The organism is Thalassoglobus neptunius, assembly GCF_007859735.1.
Taxonomy (GTDB): Bacteria; Planctomycetota; Planctomycetia; order Planctomycetales; family Planctomycetaceae; genus Thalassoglobus; species Thalassoglobus neptunius.
Genome location: NZ_SIHI01000017.1, coordinates 1 through 20,030 on the forward strand (window position 1 = coordinate 1; position 20,030 = coordinate 20,030).

Consider the following 20,030-nt stretch of genomic DNA (forward strand, 5'->3'; position numbering starts at 1 on the left):
CTGTTCAAAGTCTCTCCCGAGCCATCGAAAGCAACTTCCGGCACTTCAAAACAAGCACGACCTCACTCAATGGCAACCAACCAAAACTCAGACTGCTACTCAGAAGTCCGCAATGTTCAACGGGCTGTTAAAGCGACCGAACGAGCCGTCCGCATGAGATCGCGCGGGATACGCACTATTGTTCAATGAATCGGCTTGGAATTTCTGTCCTCAGGGCATCCGTCGCTCCCCGGTCGAAGAACTGCCCCAGTTCGACGACAGAAGGCCCCAACAGAAAGAGATAGACCGCCGGCATCAAACACAACACTGTCGGGAACAACAACTTGAAGGCTGCGGAGTTGGCCTTTTCATCTGCTCGCTGACGCAGGGTTTGACGCATTCCCTCTGAATAGTCAGCCAGTGCCTGAGAAACGCTCGTCCCCAGTTTTTCCGTTTGAGTGAGAAGATTCGAGAACGAAAGCACTTCCGGTAAATCGACGCGATGTGCAAAGTTCGTCAGAGCTTGAGACAGCATCCCGATCCGCGCCTGTTCGGAAACGATTTCCATCTCCTTGGCCAAAGCAGGATAGACCGACTTCAAGTCTCGACCGACTCGGTGAAAAGAACCGGTCACCGTCATTCCTTGCGAAACGCACATGTTCAACAGATCGAGCATGTCGGGCATTCCGGTCGAAATCTGTCGCAAACGATCGCGCGCGCGGTTCTGAATCCAGAGGCTCGGCAATGCCCACGCCAACGCGGTTCCAATGATCATGACCACAAGAACGGTTGCCTCAAGTTCTTCCGGAACGATGGCCAGTAAAGCTCCGCAACCGAAGATCGGCAGCAACAGGATGAGATACCAGACAGCCCCAAAATTCTGCCAGGCATGAGGAGAATAGTAACCCGCATTCCGAAGCGAACGCGTGAGTCGTTCTCGCTTCTCTATTGAAACCGGCATCATCGCCGCGAGAAGCGGAGTCAATCGTCCGAAAAGAAAATCGCTTTCGTCATGCGGCCCTGTTTCCATCCATTCAGGTTCATCGTCCTGCCCGGCCGGTTCATCTTTCTGTTGCGTCACATTCAGTTTCGCAGCATCCCGTTCCGCCGATTTCTCTGACGTCCGTCTTCGCCTCCATTGAACCAGTTTGACTGTCCCATACACGACGAAGATGACCGCGACACTCACGAGATAGAAGATCTGTTGATCGAAGTTTTCCATGATTTCACTCGATGTCACGAAACGTGTTTGAGAGCCTGTTGCTCTTGTCCAATTGCTCGCGGAAACGACTTCACGAAGCATGACCGAAACACTCGGAGCAGCCCGCTTCATCGAACTTTCTCTTCTGCGCTAAACTCGTTGACTGGTCTTCAGAATTCGGAACACCCACAAAGCTCCGATCAGATCCAGCACAACCGCAGCAATTGTAATTCGCCGCCCCCACTCGGAAGCGAAGAGATTGGCCAGGTATTCGTTGTCCCGAAACAGGAAGAATAGAACGATCGCCGGGGGCAAAATCAGCATGAGAATGGCCGTTGCCCGACTGGCCGAAGTGGCCGCCTTCAAGCGTCCGAGAAATTGAGCACGATCGCGAAGTGAATGTGCCAACCGGTCGAGAACACTGACAAGGTCTCCGCCAGTCTGCTGATGCACGGTGAGCACGGTCGTCAGAATCCTCGTAGCAACCAGACCTGTCCGATGCGGAAGTTCGTCGAACGCGATTTGCAGATCCAGCCCCAGTACAAGCTTGCGAGTGCAAAGCTTTAATTCACTCCCGAGTGGAGCAGGAACTTGCTGCGAGACCCAGATCAACGCCTGCTCCAGGCTCCTCCCGGCTTTCGCAGCCCGGGCGAGTTCTTCAATCATTTCCGGTAGCTGTTCAGACAGAGTCTTCTGACGTCGTGATCTCATGAAGAACAAAACCATGACCGACAAAACGCAACCGATCACAGCAGCCACTGTCGTCGTCAACAGATTCTCATGGACGACGAACATAATTCCGGAGAGTGTCACCGCCGAACAGAACACCAGAGCGAGCACCATGGGCGGAGAAAGCCCGATCCCGGATTGAATCACCAGATCGTCAAAGTGCCGATTCATTCCGTTGCTCAACGACGAATCATCTTCGACACCGAACTCATCATGTGATTTCAGGATCGCGGAAAAATCGCTCGTTGATGTGAGTGTTGTCGTCGTCATCACAGGTTCTCTCAGTCGTGCTCTTGGGGATTAACTCCTCAATTGTCCGATCGCCAGTTCAATCCGCGGTTCCAGGCATTCGCAGTTGTCGTGCGGTGAACCACGCACGTTCCGTTTCAACGCCAGCTGCCGTCATTCGCCCGATAAGCTTCGGCCGGTACCCTGTCGCGAAGAACTCTCCACTCGATTTGCCATTCTCGGATTTTCCGGTCGAGCGATAGACGAAGATGTCTTCGAGAACAAACTCGCCATCTTTCACTCCCACGAGTTCCGACACCTGCACAACTTTTCTCTCACCGGAACTGAGTCGAGTAATGTGCACAAACAATTGAATCGCAGAAGCGATGTATTGTCGACTGACGGAGTTCGGGAGTTCGACGCCCGACAATGCAATCATCAATTCCAGTCTTGCGAGCGCGTCGTTGGTATCGTTGGCGTGAATCGTGCTCATCGAACCATCGTGCCCGGTGTTCATCGCTTGCAGCATGTCGAGGACTTCACCACCTCGGGCTTCCCCCACGATGATGCGATCCGGACGCATCCGAAGAGAATTCCGCAACAGTTCCCGGGGAGTCACAATTCCGCGACCTTCGATGTTCGCCATCCGCGTTTCCAGCCCGACCACGTCATCCTGCTGCAATTGCAGTTCGGCCGTTTCTTCGATGGTAATCACTCGCTCAGTCGGCGGAATGAACCGACTCAGGTTGTTGAGCATCGTGGTCTTTCCGGCCCCTGTTCCACCGGAAAGAAGAATGTTCGCCCGTGCTTTCACCGCCGCAATGAAAAATTCGGCCATCTCGGGAGCCAGTGTTCCCATATCGACCATGTCTTCAATCTGAACGATGTCCTTCTTAAAGCGACGAATCGACAGCGTTGGACCTCGTAGCGCAAGCGGCGGCATAACAGCATGCAGCCGCGATCCATCAGCCAGCTTCGCATCGACCATCGGTGAGACTTCATCAATCCGGCGTCCTGCCTGCCCCACTAATCGCTGGATGAACGAAAGCAAATGCTCGTCGTTGGCGAACTCCACAGACGTTCGTTTGAGAACTCCATTCCGTTCGACGAACACCGAATTCGCGCCATTCACAAGCACGTCGCTCACGCTGGGATCATCCATCAAACTCTGTAGTGGTCCGAAGCCGTAGATCTCATCGAGGATCTCACGCACCATGACCGCTTGTTCATCTTCAGAAAGCCCAGCCTCGTTCCGACGACACAGATAACTTGCAAGCGCGCTCAGTTGAGAACGAAACTCCGCTTCCCCGAGTTCCCCCGCTTTGGACAGATCAATGGCGTCAACAACCTGCCGGTGAAGTGCTCGCTTGCGTTCCTGAAATTCAACTTCAGGCCTGTTCAATTGTTCGTGGACAGCAATCATGGACGTTTCCCAGGACAACACAATTTTCAATACGACAAACCGACATCATCGGCAGCCCGCGTCAGTTCAACGCGATAAATGTACGGATGCAGCCCGAAGTTCTCTGACACCATCCCGGGACTCAATCCGGAAGGAACAGCAGTCCGCGTGCAGACAACAGCCTCTTGAAAAACAGCAATGGTCGACGTTGAAGTCTGCTCAACGGACATCAACCGCGCACCGATCAATCGCTCTAATTCAACAGTGCCAACCTCATCGCTCACAAAAGATGATTCAGATTGAAGGGATGACTCTGACTGCAAAGATCCCTCAGATTGTTTCGCAATCACCGAACAAAGCCCGATGATACGAGCTTGACCGATTCGTGTTCCCAATTGATCGAACACACCTTCATCGATGATCCAACCACAACCCTTCGACATCGGAAGTTGACTGAAGTCGATCCATCCGCCGAAGTCTTCGAGTTGACTCGCTGTGATCCCGTATTCGATCTGAAGTTGAACCGTTGCTGATTCGAGTCGATTGCCAAGATCGATCACGCATCCCGTGGCAAATGCCGGATCGGAATGAAATTCCACAACGATCTCAGGAAGCCCGTCCGGTCCATTCAAGACACGTTTCGCAACCGGATCCCATGTGTAATCGTCCGGAAAGAGACGATTCGAAAGCGATGTGTCCAGTGAAAAGACTTGCTCGACAGCGTCGGTGTTGAGCACGCCGATCGGCCACATTGGAACTCCGACATCGACAAACGGCCGCAATCCGACGATGTCGTTCCGAATCGATGCTTCCGCTTGTTCAGATAAGTCCGCCGCCGCACGTCCTGTCAGAAACGGCATCAATAGCGGAACCGAATTCCTGTCCGCTTCTCGACACACGCCTGTCACAAGAACAGTCGTGGGAAACGAATTCGTCTGCAGGAAATGAACCTGCCCGGTTAAGGGGCTGGAAACGATTCGACCAAATTCAATCCCGGAGGCACTCGGGATCACCGGTCTCTTTCCCAAAACACGATTGGCTGAAACCAGCTCGTCGACACTCTCACGAATTTCGTTCAAGCGCTCGACGTGCCCACGATCATCGAATCTGTCTCGCAGCAGATCAACACTCGCCAATTGAACCGCAGCTGACAGAGCTGCCGTTTGAACGACTGTTTCAAGTTCTTCCTGACCGATCGAGATCCAGAAGCGATTGAGCACCAATGCCATCGCTCCTCCAAACACGACGATTGCCACAGCGACGGCCGGAATCAAGCTTCCGCGTCGTGGATGTGTCAATTGTTGAGTTCGGTCGTGTCGCATGATTTAATCTTGAATGACTCTCTCGAATCTTCTCCCGTTCCAATTCGTGAAGGCTCTTTCGAAACATACGAGAGTGCATTTTCTGTTTGGGTGTGCACTCTCTCGCACGAGCAAACTCAGCCTTTTACCGAATGAAAACGTTCAAGCGAGTGCACAGGTAAGAGCAACTTGCTCTAGTTCTCCATGGAATTGACGGAGCCTGCAGGGTCCGCTATCGGGCCACCCGAGCCCTGACCGTTGACGTCGTTGTAGTCGTACTGCTCAATGACATACTGATCCGTTCGACGTCCTCCGACGAATGACGACATCCGTCGATTCGCCCCCGAGAACGATTCGGTCACGAACGCGGTTTCCTTGTCAGCTTCTTCTGGTGGTTCCGGTTCCTGCAGCCCCAAAATCTGATTCAACGTTGCACGATTTTCGTCGCTGACAGCAATGACTCCATCCCCTTTTCCGTCCGGATTGAAAGTCAAGTTCAAGACACCCTTGTCCTGAGTCAGCAACACGACATTTGCTTGTGATGGAGTTAGCTCAAGCGTGACATCGCTTCCCCGACTCGAAGTATGATTGCCTCCTCGCTGCAGTCCATCCAGAGCGAGGACTTTCACGCCGCGAAAGAGAGTCATGATCAATCCACCCGTCGATTCCAGTTCGGGCACATCTTCGGGAGTGAAGAGAACGTCAACGTACTCGCCCGGTTGCAGAAGTCGAACGGTTCCCAGATCGGCACCCTCGACGCGAACAGTCACTGCCCGCATTCCCTCTTCAACGTTGAGAGGCGGACCTTCGTTCGGCGGATAAAGAGCATTCGTCTGAATCGGCTCAGCGGCCGGAATAGTTTCCTTCACGATGCGTCCCAACAGAACGCGATCTTTGATCACCGTTTCCGGAGTCAACGAAGACTCCCGCGCCCGACCGATTCCGAGATGCATCTCTGTGATCAGCGTTCCAGGAGCCAGATCGGTCAACGCCATTGGAATCTCAATGATCGGATCTTCAATGACGAACTCTTCCTTCGCAAACATGTGTTTGGCGAAGTACATGCTCACCAGAAGACCAACGACTCCTAGCATTGCCATCGTTAAAAATGCTGGTGAAATACGTTTCACGATTCTCTCTCCCAAGCGACCACAGGCGAATCGCCCCGGCGCAATAACAGTCGTCAACCACTATTCCTTGCGGACTCGCACCACAGTCACGATCTCCTGTCCGACGAGGTTGTAACCAATCGGCCACAGCAGGTTCGGGCTCGCCATCGTCATCGGAAGCCCAGCTTCAACGATCACTTCGTCCCCCGAAAACTCTCCCAGTCGCACCCCAATCGAGACCGCTTCAGCAAATTTTGGCCTCAGCGACTCCTTCACTTCTCGTTCAACAATGGACGCATCAACTCCCTGCATCATTGCAATCCGAGCCCCAGCGCGTGTAGCCCGGTCCAGTTCGATCCGCGCATTGAACAACAATGCAAACTCAAACAAACCGAAGAGCATCACGAGCAAAATTGGAAGAACCAGCGTGAGTTCGAGGCTCAAGCTGCCGGATCTTTGAACACGTCGCGGTTCACCAAATCTGCAAGAACGTCTCGACCTCATTCGGAAACCTCCGGCGAGACCGCAGTCGATGGATCAGGAGCTTCCTCGGCGGAAAGTTGTGTGGTCAGCTGCGGATAAAACCAGAACAGCACCACCCACGTTGCAATCCCCACCGGACCGGCAAATGTCATCACCCGACGACTCACCTTGTCCGATGCCGTTTCCAACTTTGGAGCGTCCGCAGCCTGATTCTTTCCCGTTCCCAGATATTGACCTTTCGTCGAACGAACTCCGCGAGCAATCAAACTCCAGAGCACAACGCCGACGGTACTGATCAACACAATCAACGTACTGAGAATCAGGACGTAAAGCGTCATCTGAAACCCAAGCCAGACACTCAACGCCCCGATGAGTTTCACGTCACCTCCTCCACCGCCTCCGACAAACCAGAGGACGAAGAGAATCCCGAATCCCAGCAGAAAGCCGAGCGCAGCGGACCCGAGATGGTGCCAGCCGTAGAGTGCTGACATCACCAACTGATAAACCCAGCCAGCGAAGAACATCGGAATCGTCAGTTGATTCGGAATCTTCTTGAACCGAACATCCCATGCGATGGTCGCTGCGGTAAACAGGCTGACGGCGAGAATCAAAATCAAGATCATGAGGGGCATATTGCATATCCGGGTTTTCATCGAGAACGAATCCGTTCTCACAATCATCCACGATGCAACCCTACGACATGTTTCCGCAACGGGGCGCCGATGTTGCCGAAACTTCACGTCTTTCCCTTGTCGTAACGACTCCACCAATCGCTCTCATCCGAACAATCCCACATCCGCCAGTTGCCGGGGCCGCGAAAATTGAGCGAACCTGTTCGCGTTGGAAGGAATGGAAACAGGCAACTGGAGAATCCCCGTCTGCCGACGAGAGAGAATTCCGAAAAGTAAAGATTTAACGATCAATCGGATTATCGAGGAGTTGTCGGATTGTCCGACCCCCAGCATTCTGACCAAACTTCGACAAGCACCTGAGTCGATGATTCTTCCCGACAAGGATGTCCGATTACTCTCGACTCAGGCGGAGACGATGCAGGAACTTGATCGCAACTTGAGCGACTTCTCAGAGCTTCATGGATTTGTTCACGAAACTCTTTGCGAATCAGAAAATCTTCTCAGCAATCAGTTTCAAACACGAATCAAACCGCTACGTTCCAAAGGTTCGGTCTGCGGAGTCGAATACATCCTGCGAGGGCCTCGCAGCTTGCGATTGAGCGCCATCTGGGCAGCCGATCAGAACGTCGTCTACTTCTACAACGCAGTCGGCGAACGCTACCTGAAGGTCAAGCTGAGCAACCGTCTCGACGTGAGCCAAATCGATCAGGTGGCATGAGTCTATCTTCTAAATAGCACAGCAATCTGCTGAGCCAGCACAAGTGAACAGACTCGTCAAAAAGCCACGATGGGCGCAGAAGGTCGGGAGCTGCCTTACTCAGAGTTGACCGCAGGAAACGGTTCCGGAAATTCTCCATCCAACGCAGAAGTGATGGCTGTCTGATGCTCCGGTGCATCGGAGAGTGAGAGAAATCGTTCCGCGATCAATTCCGCTTGCTCAGTCTGATTGCTCAGTTTGAGGACCGCCACAAGCAAGGCTGCGTCGCTCGTCATTGCCTTCCGATAGAACTGCTTGAGAAGTGCTTTGCTTTGGGTCTCCTCCCGCTTCTCCGCACGAGCCATCCCGGTTCGATAGGTGTTCTCAATCCGAAGCGACTCCTCATCGGGCGGCAGATAATGCACCAGAAGCGGAAATTGCTTGTTGGCAATCAGATAGGGTTTGGCGACTGAAAAAACCTCGCTCGCGAATTCCGGATTCTTAAAGTGGAGCCGCTGAAAGACCTTCACCGTTTCGTCCGGAGAGACGAGCGAGTTGTTCAGTGCGGCAAGTTCCTGAAACGCACTGAACGATTTCTGCCCCGAAACAACCCGTTCCGCAACTTGATCACGTTCTGCCTTCAACGCTTCGAGTGCCGGTGGAAATTCTTTGGCCAATTCCGCCCAGTATGACAAAGCAAACGACAACCGAACTCCACGGAGCGACGGGACGTATTCCAAAACATGGCGATGAAACCAGACATGTTTCGCGAGAGCCTCTGGGTAGCGCCCCGCTCCAAAATCATCGCGAGCTTCCTGCAGGATCTGCTGCGGCTTCGGATCATCCGGAGGAACCCATCCTTCAACGGTTTCGTCCTCAGCGAAAACGACTCCGACGAACAACACAACGCCCATCAACGGGACAAGGGCCACAAGATTGAGAACTTGAAAGCTTCGCATGAGTTGCCTTCTTCTCTCACGAATCGAGATCAACAACCGGTTTGACAGCAACGATTTCGTGCTCGCCAAAAACCAGACAACCTCAAAAAGAGGCACTTCAGTCTAACCCGGAAATGACGTGAGATCAGAACTTAAATCGCGGCAATTACCGAAAGAAACAACATCCGACGCACACACGAAGAGTGAAAAGGTCTTATGCGGTGACGAGTTGTTGACTCTCAGTTGCCTTCTGCGAATCGTCTGTCGAGTTGCGTTCCAGAACATAGAGAGCACTGTGCGCGCGCCAGTTTGCGAACGAAGCCCGCTTGACAGCCCGGCTTCCGATAATCGGCAACTCCCGCACAATCTTGAAGTTGCCTTCGTTGGCCAACTCACGAAAGTCCACCATCGAAAGAAAGTGAACATTCGGCGACTCATACCACTCGTACGGCAAATGACTCGTCACCGGAGCCCGACCTCTCAGAAGAATTTGCAATCGAACTTTCCAGTGCGCAAAGTTCGGCACAACCACCAAAGCACGCCGCGCAATTCGAAAGATCTCGTTGAGCAGATCGAGCGGCCGGTCAATCTGCTGAAGTGTCTGACTGAGAATCGCGAAATCAAAACTCTGGGCGGGGAGTTCATCCAGCCCCTGATTCATATCCGCCTGAAGCATCGGAACTCCCGACTCGATGCCTCGAATAAAGAGTTCCTCGTCCCGTTCCACTCCCAGAACATCGCACGAGTGCTCATCACGCAAACGTTTGATCAAGCTGGCATCGCCACATCCGAGGTCGATGACCCGACTTCCCTCAACAATCTTTCGAATGATGAGATCGTTCGTCACTGCCGCTCGGGGATCGGGCATGTAAATTCTTTTCGCACACATCGCTAGAAAGTCCCCTCAGCAATGTCCTGATGTGTACGGGCCAGAAACGGACTCACAAGCGACCCAAGTTTCGGAAGCTCACGATCGATCAAAAATGCATCGTGCCCGTAGGGGCTTTCCAACTCGCGAAACGTCACATGACGTCGAGCCTGAACAAGCGCGCGAACAAGTTCCTTGCTCTGCGATGTCGGGAACAACCAGTCAGTCGTATAAGAGACGACTAAGAACCGGCACTTGGTCTTTTCGAAGGCCTGATAAATCGATCCGTATTTCTCCGCCAGATCGAAGTAGTCCATCGCTCGTGTCAGAACGAGATAGCTGTTGGCATCAAATCGCTCGACGAACCGCTTTCCCTGATAGTGAAGATAACTCTCAATCTGAAACTCAGTTTCAGAACGGAGATCGAATCGAAACTCATCGCCGTCTTGAAGCCTGCGACCGAATTTCAGCTCGATGGACTGTTCCGACAGATATGTGATGTGTGCAATCATCCGTGCCAGTGCGAGCCCGAAACGCGGCTTTTCTGACTGCTCGTAATACCATCCATCATGAAAGAGCGGATCGCTGTAAATCGCCCGGCGTCCAACTGCATTGAACGCAATTCCCTGAGCATTCAACTTCGCGCCCGACGCGAGAATGACAGCTGCTCCCACGCGATCAGCATGATTGATCGCCCATTCGAGAACCTGCATTCCGCCCAGGCTTCCCCCGACAATCGCCAGCACTTTCTCGATCCCAAGATGATCGAGGAGCCCGTTGTGGACGTTCACCATGTCTCGAATGGTGATGAATGGAAAATCGGGCCCGTATGGTTTCCCGGTCTCCGGACACTCCGAACTGGGACCGGTTGTTCCCTGACATCCCCCGAGAATATTCGAACAGATGACGAAGTATCGATCGGTGTCGATCGCCTTCCCCGGTCCGACAAACCCGTCCCACCAGCCCGGCTTCCGTTCTTCAGGAGAGTGGCGGCCAGCGACGTGTGCATCACCGGTGAGGGCATGGCAAATGTAAACGACGTTATCTTTTTCAGGCGAGAGGGTTCCGTATGTTTGGTAAGCCACAGTGACGGGACCAATCTGGTCTCCGCTCTCCAGAACAAGTGGATGAGGCGGTGAAAAGATTGTGGCGAACTGGCGGGCGACATTGCTTGAAGACGAAGTCGCCGAACCATCGGGTTGGGCCGTTTCTGTCGACATCTGATTCCAGAGTTGTACAGCAAGAATTATGCGAAGCGTGGATTATAGACCTCTGCTCGACGGAAATCGAGTTGCTTGCTCAGCTGGATGTTTTCGTGAGAGGACCAATCACCTCAATTGCGCTCGAAAGCCACTCCTTAAATCGTGGCGACCCGAGTGCAGAGAATCAATGAAAATGATCTACGCCAGCCGCAACCGTTGTCGGGCGAACTCAATGGCAGCAATGAGTTGATCGACATCTTCAGTGGTGTTGTAGACCCCGAAACTCGCTCGCACTGTCGACGAGACGTTCAGCAAATCATGCAACGGCATGGTGCAATGATGACCGTGACGAACGAAGACACCTTTACGATTCAACAGCTGGGCCAGATCTTCCGGGTGCGCTCCGTCGATGGTGAAGCTGACAATCGCCCCTCGATCTTCCAATCGAGGTCCGTAGATCTTCAAACCCGGAACCTGACTCAATGCTTCCATGGCATAACGAGTGAGGAGTGATTCCTGTTCGTGAATCGCTTCGAATCCAAGTTCGTTGACGAAATCGATCGCTGATTTCAATGCGATGGCTTGAACGATCGGTAAGGTTCCCGCTTCGAACTTTGCGGGAGCACTGGCCCATGTCGATCCCGATTTGGTCACCTGGTCGATCATGTGCCCGCCGAATAGGAGAGGGTCCGTTTCTTCAAGCAAATCTTTTCGACCGTACAGCACTCCGACTCCGGTTGGTCCGTAAAGTTTGTGCCCTGAGAAAACGAGAAAATCGATTCCGTCCGCCTGCACATCGACCGGTGCATGGGGAACGCTCTGCGCTCCGTCGACGACAACGATTCCGCCAGCCTCGTGAACTCGATCGGCAAGACGTCGAATCGGGTTAATCGTCCCGAGCATATTCGACATCCCAGTCACAGAAAGAACGCGAGTTCGACTATTAACGAGTTCATCGAAGGCCAAAAGGTCGAGTTGGCCATCTTCGGTAAGTGGGATGTAAACAATCTTCGCACCGGTTCTCTCAGCGACCTGCTGCCAGGGAACGAGATTGGCATGATGCTCCATTTCGTTGAGAACGATCTCATCGCCCTCTTGAAGGTGCCGCCCTCCCCACCCGAAGGCAACCATGTTGATCGACATCGTCGATCCTGCCGTGAATGCGATTTCCGACACATCCTCCGCACCGATCAGTTTCTCGATCGCTTCGCGTGTCGCTTCCAGTTCTTCGTCGATCTGAGCACCGAATTCATACACGCCGCGATAAGCGTTTGCGTAATGACTTCTCTGAACTCTCTCCTCAGCTTCAATAACACAGTTCGGTTTTTGGGCAGAGGCAGCTGTGTCGAGGAAGGTGACCGGTTGTCCGTTGGGAAGAGTTTGTCCAAAGACAGGAAACTGATCTCGAACTCCGCAAAGAGCGACTTGCTGGGTGGCCATGAGTATTCCTTAAGCTGCTTCTTCGACAACGATCTGCCGGACTTTTTTGACCATCCCGAACAGACCGTTCTTTCGCGCCGGACTGAGATGTCGGTCCAGTTCGAGTTTCTTGAAGATCTCTTCGACGTCGGTCGCCAGAATCGCTTTCGGGGTTTTGTGATTATAAATGGCCATCAAAACCGCAATGAGTCCATTCACAATCATTGCGTCACTGTTTGCAAGAAGTTCGACAACTCGCTCGGATCCTTCTGATCCGGGTTGAGAGGCATCGACCATGCTCGCAACTAACCAGACATTGCTCTGGCACCCATGGACGCGATTTTTTTCAATTTTCTGATCTTCGGGAAGCTTCGGCAATTCGAACCCCAGATCAATCAGAAAGTCACAGCGCGCTTCCCAATCCCCGAGGAATTCAAATTCCTCAATGAGTTCGTTAAGCGTCATCAACGATGCAGAAGACATACCGTCTTCACCTCTTTGCTCGGAGCTTCTTGTAATCTTTGATTCCTCAGGATTCTAAGTCCCTGAGAACTTCGGTCCAAGGGGCGATCGCTTTGCCCCGTTCGAAAAGTCACTGATTGAAACCGACATTTCAACGGTTTCAAATACGTCCAGCGATATCGGATTGCCTGTCAGCTACATGGGGTCGTCTGTAAATTGTCCGCCCTTTTCGTAAAACTCAGACAGATCGATCCCGCCTTTCTCTTCCTGTTCAAGAAGAGCCACTCTGGCTTCTAACCGTTGAAGCCGGGCTTCGAGCTTCGGATGAAGCATCTGCGATTGTTCCGCCGGCCTCAATTTCGGAACCTCTGGGTAGCCCAGCTGACGTTGAAGAGCCGCAAACATGTACAGCGGATCTTTGTTCAAATTTGCACGCGCAATGCGACCAGTGTCCCGGTCGAACAGTGTCGGAAAGGAGTGCTGATACTCCGGATTGTTCGTCCGCCGACGCACATCTTCGACATGCTGATCAGACCGGAGATACACAAGATCAGCGAAATCGACCGTCCCCAATTCGAAACGGATCTTCCGAATCCATTGTTGCCACTCATCGGAATACGCAGGATCTTCTGAAATCGCGAGGATGCCGTGATCGTAACCGAGTCTGTTCCGTGCAAGACACTCGAATTGATAAACAAACAGCGATGCCTCGCACATCTCCTCAGAACTTCGAAACTCCGCCTCACGTTCCAGAATTTTCAAAGCGACCCGGAAGTCAAACTTCGAATGGTCATCTTCGGCCATCTGAATGATATACGTTTGAAACGGCAGGAAGTAGTGTTTCAGACGAGCCATTCCATCGCTGAGCCGCCCGTTCAGCTGAATCTCTCCGATCAGAAAGTCAATCGCCAGCGGGAGTTTGGTCGTCGTCAGAACTTCGTCTTTGAGACCGGCGAGGATCTCTTGAGAGGGCGTGTTGTTCTCAAGCCGTTCTCGATAGACTCGGAAGAAGTAGGCTTGTTCGATGTACTCTTCTTTGCTCAACACATTCTGAGCCATAACGCCTTCTCCGAGAAATCCAATCCCGCCACTTCAGTTGATCTACTGAAGCGGGATAGGTTCAGGAGTCAAGACAAACGGAAAGACGCGAAGAGGCCGTCCCACTTCGAGATCGGTCGGATAAGCAAGTTGAGCAGCACGATCAGCGGCAAACTGAAGCAACGTGAAATCGAGCCCGCAGTAGCGGTCACGATCTGATTCGGCCGCCACATCTGCAAACACTTCACCAGCGGAAGCAGCATGACGGCGAACTCCGTGAATGCTCTCTTCACGAACCTTAATTCCGGCAGCCGCCATTTTGACCATCCCCTTGAGGAACAATCCTGTCAGAGAATCGGCACCAGTCGCCCGCATCAGTCGTTCCCACTCATCGTTTGCTTCCCAGTAGAAACCGAGATTGAAGTAGTCGAGACCGATCAGATAATTCCTGTTCTCCGACCACCGTTCTTCCTTTAAGGCTTTCGGCGGTTGTGGTCGACGGTTGTAGCTGTGCCCCCGAGGATCACGGTAGGGATGAGGGGTTCCAGATCCTGGAACATGCGTATAGCGAGGGAGTTCAGTCGAAGGAAGGAGTCGGATAAATTTAGTCGTCGAAGTCATATCAACTTTCTCGAGAAACGAGAACCGAACGAAAGTTTGTCAGTTCCACCCATCAAGTGTGCCGGACAGGCAAGTGCAGACCATGGCTGATCGACGAGAGGTCAACAGGCCGTGAATCTTTCAAGACAAAATTCGCTTGCAGGAACAGGAACGCTTTCAGGAAATTGTCACCAGGACGAGTGAGAATTATCACTGCCCAAAACGATCACTGCCCGAACCGTCACTACTCGGGACGAGCAGACCGACGTTTCAGGGTGTTGAGTACACACGGAGGGCAATCCAGCGCAGCATCCGTGACTAATTCACGGAATTTCGGTCAGCAGACCGGCGAATCCTTCCGAAAACTCATCAAAAGATCGACATTGCCTTGAATGAGAGTGCCCTTGACAAAGGCTTCTCCGAAAGCACGTCAATTCATTGAGTTCAAAGGATTAGAACACCTGTTCGAGCAAATGTGTAGATCGATTTTCGCAATTCCCCCACATTCCCTTGAACGTGGAATTCTCCCCACAACATCTGTATCAATCTGGCAAACTCTGCGGTTTTCGAAGTAGCGACTCCGCGACTTCAATTAAGTTTGCTGCCGAAGACTGTGCACCCGTTTGGGAGACCTGCGACAGGGCTCGACCTGATCACTCGTGTGAATCCGAGAAAACTCTCTCGATAAACACACCGGGTTCCCACCTGATTATCGCACTCACTCCCAAGAAAACAATTGCCCGAAGTTCACGTTTTCAAGCGGCCCCCCTCCGAAGAGCACTCGAACTGAACGGGATGCACATCGAAGAGCGAAGCAACGTGAGAACCGCACGTCTCCAGAAAGCCGATGCGCACTGACCGTCGCCGTGCAAATATACGGTTGCGATTGCGAGATTTGCGCACCCAACCAATCGCAGCATCAATTTTCACATGCTGCAAGTTTATAGCGCTGCAGTTTCACGTGACGCTGGTTTACTGAGACGCAGCGTTAGTTGAGATGCAGGAAAGAACCACGGAGTACGTCGATCTCTTCTGCTCGAACGAAGACACGGCCACCTGTGACTCGATCAATCAGACCAAGCAGGTTTGCCTCGGGTTCATCGGCTCGTTCAAATTCGGCGTGGGACATCATCAAGTCGATGAACTCCTGCGCAGAGACCATTTTGCAGTCTGGACGAGTTGAGCAGAACTCTCGGAGCTCAAGAAATGTTCGCATTTGCGTCGATCCAATATCCCGAAATCATCACCGCAGCTATCCAATCAACTGCGACGCGACACGAGTATTTCGCTGACTCCGCCAGCAATAACGAAAAGTGTTACCACGACCCACGGAACACTGAAAACGAAGTTTTGGTGTAGATTACTCGACTTCTTCCAAAAACACAGCGAACAAGTGCATCATTTTCTCAGGCTTGCAATAATACTGATAAGCTCAATGCTGTTCAGCAATTAGTGCCACACAATCCGGAAAGAATTGCCCATGCGTGCTTCGTCATCGGAGGTTGCTTATCTAATCTTTGACGTTGAAGCTGTCGGCGACGGAGACCTGATCGCGAAAGTTCGCTACCCCACCGAAAAGCTCTCCGCACCAGAGGGCCTGCGAAAATACCGCGACGAACTGCTTGAGAAGACCGGACGAGATGTCCTTCCGCCAACATTTGTATTGCCCGCGTCTGTCGCTGTCGCCAAGGTAGGTCGAGATTTCCGGCTCATTGGCTTGTCAGTTCTCGACGAACCAGATTATCGCCCGCATATCATCACCGAAGGGTTCTGGAACGGATGGAGGCACTATGGACGCCCCACCTTCGTGACTTTTAATGGCCGAGGATACGACATGCCGGTCCTCGAATACGCTGCGTACCGCTACGGGCTGGCGATTCCCGACTGGTTCAATGTCTCCGCTCCTGCCTACGAACAATGTCGCAACCGCTACAATTCCCGCTCGCACATCGACATGATGGACCTGTTCTCAAACTTCGGGGCGACACGCATGAACGGCGGCCTGAACCTGCTCGCGAATCTGATTGGGAAGCCGGGAAAATCAGGAATCGATGGTTCACAAGTTCAGGACATGTTCGACGCTGGCCGCCTCAAGGAAATCAACGACTACTGTCGTTGCGATGTCCTCGACACGTACTTCGTCTTTCTTCGAACGCGAGTTCTACTCGGACTCCTCTCGCTTGAAGACGAAGGGACCATTGTCGCAGAGACGAAAGCGTGGCTTGAAGATCAGCGCGACAACGATCAGGCGATTGCTCACTACCTGGAAGGATGGGGAGACTGGGTTCCACCTCCCAATCCGGAATAACAACGTTGTTTCCCTAATTTCCTGTTTCCTCGTTGAAATTCTGAATTGAGAGAACATACAATCCAGATCAGATGCGTTGATTGTTGATCGGTCCGTGTGTCCATCCTCAATCAACACTTCTCACCTCGTCGTGAGGAAAGAATCGCGGAGCCCAATTGCCGAACTCAGGCATTACGCTGAAGAGAGCTCGCTGAGAAGCGATGATTTGAGTTTGGTCAACTTCGAGTAGACCTTCGCGATTCAATTCGAACGACGCTGTGCCTCCGAAATCCCACCTTGAAGCTCTGACACAGGATCACCAAATTCGGCAACTGATGCCAAGAGTTAACTTGTTACGGAACTTTTTCATGACAAGTGAGTTTGAATGATCAGAAAGAGAGTCACTCCCCTGCCCGGAATCAATGATTAACGCAGAGGGAATTCAAGGCGATTTGAAACACGTGAAGTCAGGAACGCTCAAAGCGAGTTTATCCCTAAAGGAGAGTGTACGAAATGAAAATTCTAAGTGCAGTGGCAGCGTTGCTCGTTGTTTCTTCAGTCGCAATGGCTGGGGGACTTGAAGTCGGTGAAGGCGTCGGTGCGTTCTACGTGAAAGACGTCACTGGTCCATCAGCAGGCGAAAAACTGTGCTATCGCTGCCAGTATCGCAACCGACCTGTCGTCAGCATCTTCGCACGCGAAATGAACGACAATGTCGCGTCTCTCGTGAAGAGCGTTGACGCAACTGTTGGCGAAAACGAATCGAAGAAAATGGCAGCGTTCGTCGTTCTTCTCACCGACCAGCCAGAAGCTCAGGAATCACAGCTGAAAGATGTTGCGAAATCAAATTCGATTTCAAAGACACCTCTGACTGTGTTCGACGGCCCAACCGGTCCTCCCGCTTACAAAATCTCAAAAGACGCAGAAATCACAGTGATGATGTGGGTCGACGGAAAGCTGAAAGTCAACGAAGAACTGAAAGCTTCTGATCTCTCCAACGACAAAATCAAAGCTCTTGTCGCAAAGACTGAGACCATCTTGAACTAGATCATTTTCACAGCTTCCCCACACCCGAAATGATCGAGTGCATTCCGGGAACTGATCTTCAGATTCAAGCTCAATCAGGTGTTCGCAACCCTCCGTTGCGAACACCTTTTTTTGTGGGCTCACCATTCTTTGGGACTCGCTTTCCTCCCTCGCCGAAGCCTTCTACTCTCGACATGGAGGAAGTTTGCGCTATTCTGAAGTCCTGCATGGCCGCTTCAGCATCCGCTCGTTGGGCTGCCGCTCAACAGGTCATGCCCTCCTGATTCCGAGGTCTCCTCAGTTCACCGCCTGCCTGACCACAGTTCAACAGACCGGGAACCTCTCTCAGTTTTCGAAATTTGACTTGAAAGCGTTCTTCAATGCCCCACCCTCCGGTCGTCTCGACGTCCATTCCTGAAGTTCCGGTTCAACGCGGAAAAGTCCGGGACATCTACGATTTCGGAGATCGCCTGCTCCTCATCGCCACAGACCGGATCAGCGCATTCGACTGGATCCTTCCGACAGCCATCGCCGACAAAGGACGGGTTCTAACGCAAATCAGCGCATTCTGGTTCTCTCAGATCACGCTCCCTCACCACCTCCTCTCTCTCGACCCGGGCGAATTACCGATTCCGGACGGAGTGAATCTTGAAGAACTCGAAGGCCGCTCCATGGTCGTTCGAAAAACCAAAGTCATTCCGGTCGAATGTGTCGTCCGGGGATATCTGGAAGGCTCAGGCTGGAAGGAATACCAGAAGTCACAAACCGTCTGCGGAGAGCCACTCCCACCGGGATTGCTTCAGGGAAGCCAGCTACCGGAACCAATTTTCACGCCAGCCACAAAGGCAGAACAAGGGCACGACGAAAACATTTCATTCCAACAGATGTGCAATCTGCTCGGCACCAACCTCGCCGAAGACTTGAGAAAGAAAAGCCTCGAGATCTATCGCACAGCTGTGAATCGAGCCGAACAATGTGGACTCATCATCGCTGACACCAAATTCGAATTCGGACTCATCGGCAGCGAAGTCATTCTCATTGACGAAGTTCTCACACCGGACAGTTCACGCTTCTGGGCGAAAGACACCTACGAACCGGGACACGCGCAGCTTTCGTTCGACAAGCAGTTCGTCCGCGAATGGCTGGAATCGACCGACTGGGACAAGAACAGCCCTCCGCCTGAACTCCCACGTGAGATCGTCACCCAAACGCGAAGCAAATATATCGACGCCTACGAGCAATTGACCGGGCAAAGCTTCGCATGGAAAGAGGCTTAAAGCCTCAGCGCTGGATCGCTAATAGCCCCGCTTCCGTGGTTTTACTGGTCCGATGGTCTGTGCTTTGCGTATGATAAAGAGACTTCCGATTCAGCATCCTCTCACTGTCTGTTGTACTCTTGAATATGAATCGCCGACTCATCCCATCGACTTTCGTCTTCCTCATCTTCATTGCTCATACTGCCATTGGACAGGACGAGCAGCGATGGCCGGTCGCGATTGACCGCGTCCCTGACGCATTCACGAAGCCTGCTCCAACGTCAGTCGGGGACCTGCGTCAGATGCAGGACCACCTGTCGACACTTGTTCCATTGCTCAAGGAGTGCACGGTCAATCTCAGCGTGGGAGGAGCCCAGGGCAGCGGGGTCATCGTCGATCCCAAAGGACTCATTCTCTCCGCAGCCCATGTGACCGGTCCTCCCGGACGGCCCGTTTCGATCGTCACCAACGACGGAAAGACTTATCGCGGAAAGACGCTCGGGCGCAATGTGATCCTCGACGCTTCAATGGTGCAAATCACCTCAACGCGAGATGACTGGCCTTATTGCGAGCTTGCCGAACAAGCTGCAAGCCCGGGTGACTGGTGCCTCGTCCTCGCTCATCCCGGCGGCTATCAAGTGGCTCGCGGACAGGTCCTTCGACTGGGGCGGGTGATCCTTCAAAACCGCTGGTTGATCCAATCAGACTGCGAACTGGTCGGCGGCGACTCGGGCGGACCACTCTTCGGAATCGACGGAAAACTGATTGGCATCAACACTCGAATTGGCGAAAGCACCGACCTGAACTTCCATGTTCCCGCCAGCGCCTACGCAGACGGCTGGGAACGTTTCGTCGCGGGCGAAGACTTCCGAACCCATAGCGGCGCATATCTTGGAATTGTCGGAAAAGTGAACCCATCCGGAACGGGGCTGATGATCACTGATGTCCTCGCTGGAGAACCTGCCGACCGGGCCGGTGTCGAACAGGGCGATATTCTACTCACCTTCGAAAATCGACGCATCCGATCTTTCGAGCAGTTGAGAGATCTCATCGGAGAAGAACCACCGGGAAAATCTGTCTCGCTGGAACTGCTCAGAGACGAAGAGATTATTAACGTGAAAGCTCGCCTCGGAATGAGGTGGGACTAAACCAATTCTCACGCGCATCTGAATC

The 20,030-nt window shown here is 52.7% G+C and carries 20 protein-coding genes; 5 read left to right on the forward strand and 15 right to left on the reverse strand.

What is annotated here, in order from left to right; translation table 11 throughout:
- Nucleotides 1-175 precede the first annotated feature (175 nt).
- The 7 genes from KOR42_RS17950 to KOR42_RS17980 all read right to left on the reverse strand — a co-directional run bounded on the left by KOR42_RS17950 (nucleotide 176) and on the right by KOR42_RS17980 (nucleotide 7,064).
- The gene (locus tag KOR42_RS17950) at nucleotides 176-1,312 is read right to left on the reverse strand and encodes a type II secretion system F family protein (protein ID WP_146511230.1); all 1,137 of its coding nucleotides are present in this window, start codon (nucleotides 1,310-1,312) and stop codon (nucleotides 176-178) included.
- Between the two features lie 18 nt (nucleotides 1,313-1,330).
- Nucleotides 1,331-2,179 carry a type II secretion system F family protein gene (locus KOR42_RS17955; protein WP_146511231.1) on the reverse strand — a complete coding sequence of 283 codons (849 nt, stop codon included), beginning with the start codon at nucleotides 2,177-2,179 and terminating at the stop codon, nucleotides 1,331-1,333.
- Nucleotides 2,180-2,237: 58 nt separating this feature from the next.
- A complete protein-coding gene (locus KOR42_RS17960; RefSeq protein ID WP_146511232.1) occupies nucleotides 2,238-3,560 on the reverse strand; it encodes a CpaF family protein in 1,323 nt (440 codons plus the stop codon).
- A gap of 26 nt (nucleotides 3,561-3,586) precedes the next feature.
- Entirely contained in the window at nucleotides 3,587-4,861 is a 1,275-nt protein-coding gene (locus KOR42_RS17965; RefSeq protein WP_146511233.1) for a hypothetical protein, read from the reverse strand.
- A 173-nt stretch (nucleotides 4,862-5,034) separates the two neighbouring features.
- Nucleotides 5,035-6,027, reverse strand: a complete 993-nt coding sequence (gene cpaB / locus KOR42_RS17970) for a Flp pilus assembly protein CpaB (protein ID WP_231740988.1) — start codon at nucleotides 6,025-6,027, stop codon at nucleotides 5,035-5,037.
- Nucleotides 6,028-6,030: 3 nt separating this feature from the next.
- The gene (locus KOR42_RS17975; protein WP_231740989.1) at nucleotides 6,031-6,393 is read right to left on the reverse strand and encodes a TadE family protein; all 363 of its coding nucleotides are present in this window, start codon (nucleotides 6,391-6,393) and stop codon (nucleotides 6,031-6,033) included.
- A 56-nt stretch (nucleotides 6,394-6,449) separates the two neighbouring features.
- Complete coding sequence (locus KOR42_RS17980; protein WP_197441317.1) at nucleotides 6,450-7,064, reverse strand: A24 family peptidase; 615 nt, start codon at nucleotides 7,062-7,064, stop codon at nucleotides 6,450-6,452.
- A gap of 217 nt (nucleotides 7,065-7,281) precedes the next feature.
- Here KOR42_RS17980 and KOR42_RS27435 point away from each other — a divergent pair, with 217 nt between their 5' ends.
- Nucleotides 7,282-7,782 (forward strand): hypothetical protein, encoded by a 501-nt coding sequence (locus tag KOR42_RS27435; RefSeq protein WP_231740990.1) that lies wholly within the window; start codon nucleotides 7,282-7,284, stop codon nucleotides 7,780-7,782.
- A gap of 95 nt (nucleotides 7,783-7,877) precedes the next feature.
- Here the strand turns inward: KOR42_RS27435 and KOR42_RS17990 are convergent, their stop codons facing one another.
- From KOR42_RS17990 to KOR42_RS26805, 8 genes are all read right to left on the reverse strand, one after another.
- Nucleotides 7,878-8,720, reverse strand: coding sequence for a hypothetical protein (locus KOR42_RS17990; RefSeq protein ID WP_146511237.1), 843 nt, complete (start codon nucleotides 8,718-8,720; stop codon nucleotides 7,878-7,880).
- A 193-nt stretch (nucleotides 8,721-8,913) separates the two neighbouring features.
- A complete protein-coding gene (metW, locus tag KOR42_RS17995; protein ID WP_146511238.1) occupies nucleotides 8,914-9,567 on the reverse strand; it encodes a methionine biosynthesis protein MetW in 654 nt (217 codons plus the stop codon).
- A 23-nt stretch (nucleotides 9,568-9,590) separates the two neighbouring features.
- On the reverse strand, nucleotides 9,591-10,787 hold the full coding sequence (gene metX / locus KOR42_RS18000; RefSeq protein WP_146511239.1) for a homoserine O-acetyltransferase MetX: 1,197 nt from the start codon (nucleotides 10,785-10,787) through the stop codon (nucleotides 9,591-9,593).
- Between the two features lie 180 nt (nucleotides 10,788-10,967).
- Nucleotides 10,968-12,209, reverse strand: a complete 1,242-nt coding sequence (locus tag KOR42_RS18005) for an aminotransferase class V-fold PLP-dependent enzyme (protein WP_146511240.1) — start codon at nucleotides 12,207-12,209, stop codon at nucleotides 10,968-10,970.
- A 9-nt stretch (nucleotides 12,210-12,218) separates the two neighbouring features.
- Nucleotides 12,219-12,671, reverse strand: a complete 453-nt coding sequence (locus KOR42_RS18010; RefSeq protein ID WP_197441318.1) for a SufE family protein — start codon at nucleotides 12,669-12,671, stop codon at nucleotides 12,219-12,221.
- Between the two features lie 174 nt (nucleotides 12,672-12,845).
- Complete coding sequence (locus tag KOR42_RS18015; protein WP_146511241.1) at nucleotides 12,846-13,709, reverse strand: hypothetical protein; 864 nt, start codon at nucleotides 13,707-13,709, stop codon at nucleotides 12,846-12,848.
- Between the two features lie 42 nt (nucleotides 13,710-13,751).
- Complete coding sequence (locus KOR42_RS18020; protein WP_146511242.1) at nucleotides 13,752-14,309, reverse strand: DUF309 domain-containing protein; 558 nt, start codon at nucleotides 14,307-14,309, stop codon at nucleotides 13,752-13,754.
- Nucleotides 14,310-15,276: 967 nt separating this feature from the next.
- Entirely contained in the window at nucleotides 15,277-15,420 is a 144-nt protein-coding gene (locus KOR42_RS26805) for a hypothetical protein (RefSeq protein WP_231740991.1), read from the reverse strand.
- Between the two features lie 348 nt (nucleotides 15,421-15,768).
- Here KOR42_RS26805 and KOR42_RS18025 point away from each other — a divergent pair, with 348 nt between their 5' ends.
- The 4 genes from KOR42_RS18025 (at nucleotide 15,769) to KOR42_RS18040 (ending at nucleotide 20,005) form a co-directional block, all read left to right on the forward strand.
- Nucleotides 15,769-16,596 (forward strand): 3'-5' exonuclease, encoded by an 828-nt coding sequence (locus KOR42_RS18025; RefSeq protein ID WP_146511243.1) that lies wholly within the window; start codon nucleotides 15,769-15,771, stop codon nucleotides 16,594-16,596.
- A gap of 492 nt (nucleotides 16,597-17,088) precedes the next feature.
- On the forward strand, nucleotides 17,089-17,622 hold the full coding sequence (locus KOR42_RS18030; protein ID WP_231740992.1) for a hypothetical protein: 534 nt from the start codon (nucleotides 17,089-17,091) through the stop codon (nucleotides 17,620-17,622).
- A 359-nt stretch (nucleotides 17,623-17,981) separates the two neighbouring features.
- On the forward strand, nucleotides 17,982-18,878 hold the full coding sequence (locus KOR42_RS18035; protein WP_146511244.1) for a phosphoribosylaminoimidazolesuccinocarboxamide synthase: 897 nt from the start codon (nucleotides 17,982-17,984) through the stop codon (nucleotides 18,876-18,878).
- A gap of 125 nt (nucleotides 18,879-19,003) precedes the next feature.
- Complete coding sequence (locus KOR42_RS18040; protein WP_146511245.1) at nucleotides 19,004-20,005, forward strand: S1C family serine protease; 1,002 nt, start codon at nucleotides 19,004-19,006, stop codon at nucleotides 20,003-20,005.
- Nucleotides 20,006-20,030 lie beyond the last annotated feature (25 nt).

Coding starts and splice junctions, on each gene's coding strand:
- metW (WP_146511238.1), bottom strand. CDS start 9,567: ATGCCCGATCCCCGAGCGGCAGTGACGAACGATCTCATCATTCGAAAG.
- KOR42_RS18025 (WP_146511243.1), top strand. CDS start 15,769: ATGCGTGCTTCGTCATCGGAGGTTGCTTATCTAATCTTTGACGTTGAA.
- KOR42_RS17960 (WP_146511232.1), bottom strand. CDS start 3,560: ATGATTGCTGTCCACGAACAATTGAACAGGCCTGAAGTTGAATTTCAG.
- KOR42_RS18005 (WP_146511240.1), bottom strand. CDS start 12,209: ATGGCCACCCAGCAAGTCGCTCTTTGCGGAGTTCGAGATCAGTTTCCT.
- metX (WP_146511239.1), bottom strand. CDS start 10,787: ATGTCGACAGAAACGGCCCAACCCGATGGTTCGGCGACTTCGTCTTCA.
- KOR42_RS18010 (WP_197441318.1), bottom strand. CDS start 12,671: ATGTCTTCTGCATCGTTGATGACGCTTAACGAACTCATTGAGGAATTT.
- KOR42_RS17950 (WP_146511230.1), bottom strand. CDS start 1,312: ATGAAGCGGGCTGCTCCGAGTGTTTCGGTCATGCTTCGTGAAGTCGTT.
- KOR42_RS26805 (WP_231740991.1), bottom strand. CDS start 15,420: ATGATGTCCCACGCCGAATTTGAACGAGCCGATGAACCCGAGGCAAAC.
- KOR42_RS17965 (WP_146511233.1), bottom strand. CDS start 4,861: ATGCGACACGACCGAACTCAACAATTGACACATCCACGACGCGGAAGC.
- KOR42_RS17990 (WP_146511237.1), bottom strand. CDS start 8,720: ATGCGAAGCTTTCAAGTTCTCAATCTTGTGGCCCTTGTCCCGTTGATG.
- KOR42_RS27435 (WP_231740990.1), top strand. CDS start 7,282: ATGGAAACAGGCAACTGGAGAATCCCCGTCTGCCGACGAGAGAGAATT.
- KOR42_RS18020 (WP_146511242.1), bottom strand. CDS start 14,309: ATGACTTCGACGACTAAATTTATCCGACTCCTTCCTTCGACTGAACTC.
- KOR42_RS18030 (WP_231740992.1), top strand. CDS start 17,089: ATGAAAATTCTAAGTGCAGTGGCAGCGTTGCTCGTTGTTTCTTCAGTC.
- KOR42_RS18040 (WP_146511245.1), top strand. CDS start 19,004: ATGAATCGCCGACTCATCCCATCGACTTTCGTCTTCCTCATCTTCATT.
- KOR42_RS18035 (WP_146511244.1), top strand. CDS start 17,982: ATGCCCCACCCTCCGGTCGTCTCGACGTCCATTCCTGAAGTTCCGGTT.
- KOR42_RS17955 (WP_146511231.1), bottom strand. CDS start 2,179: ATGACGACGACAACACTCACATCAACGAGCGATTTTTCCGCGATCCTG.
- KOR42_RS18015 (WP_146511241.1), bottom strand. CDS start 13,709: ATGGCTCAGAATGTGTTGAGCAAAGAAGAGTACATCGAACAAGCCTAC.
- KOR42_RS17980 (WP_197441317.1), bottom strand. CDS start 7,064: ATGCCCCTCATGATCTTGATTTTGATTCTCGCCGTCAGCCTGTTTACC.